At 67.0% G+C, this 288-nt stretch carries 1 protein-coding gene; it reads left to right on the top strand.

The window, feature by feature from the left end:
• On the top strand, positions 1-288 hold a 288-nt coding region (locus RM812_RS42855; RefSeq protein ID WP_311586551.1), incomplete at both ends, for an AMP-binding protein.

Genomic DNA, 288 nt, shown 5'->3' with positions numbered 1-288 from the left:
CGGTTGCCGTGGATGCCGAGGCGGGGGTGGTCGCTTCGCTGGAGGGTGGGGATCTGGGGCGGGTCGTGGGTCCGGAGGATGTGGCGTGTGTGATGTTCACGTCGGGTTCGACGGGGGTGCCGAAGGGTGTGGTGGCTCCTCATCGGGCGGTGACGGGGACGCTTACCGGTCAGGATTTCGTGTCGTTCGGGCCGGATCAGGTGTGGTTGCAGTGTGCGCCGGTGTCCTGGGACGCGTTCGCGTTGGAGTTGTTCGGTGCGTTGCTGCACGGGGGTACCTGTGTGCTCC

Source organism: Streptomyces lancefieldiae (assembly GCF_031845825.1).
In the GTDB taxonomy this organism is placed as follows: Bacteria; Actinomycetota; Actinomycetes; order Streptomycetales; family Streptomycetaceae; genus Streptomyces; species Streptomyces lancefieldiae.
The sequence above is the reverse complement of the archived record's forward strand: the minus strand, read 5'-3'. Positions and strand labels throughout refer to the sequence as shown.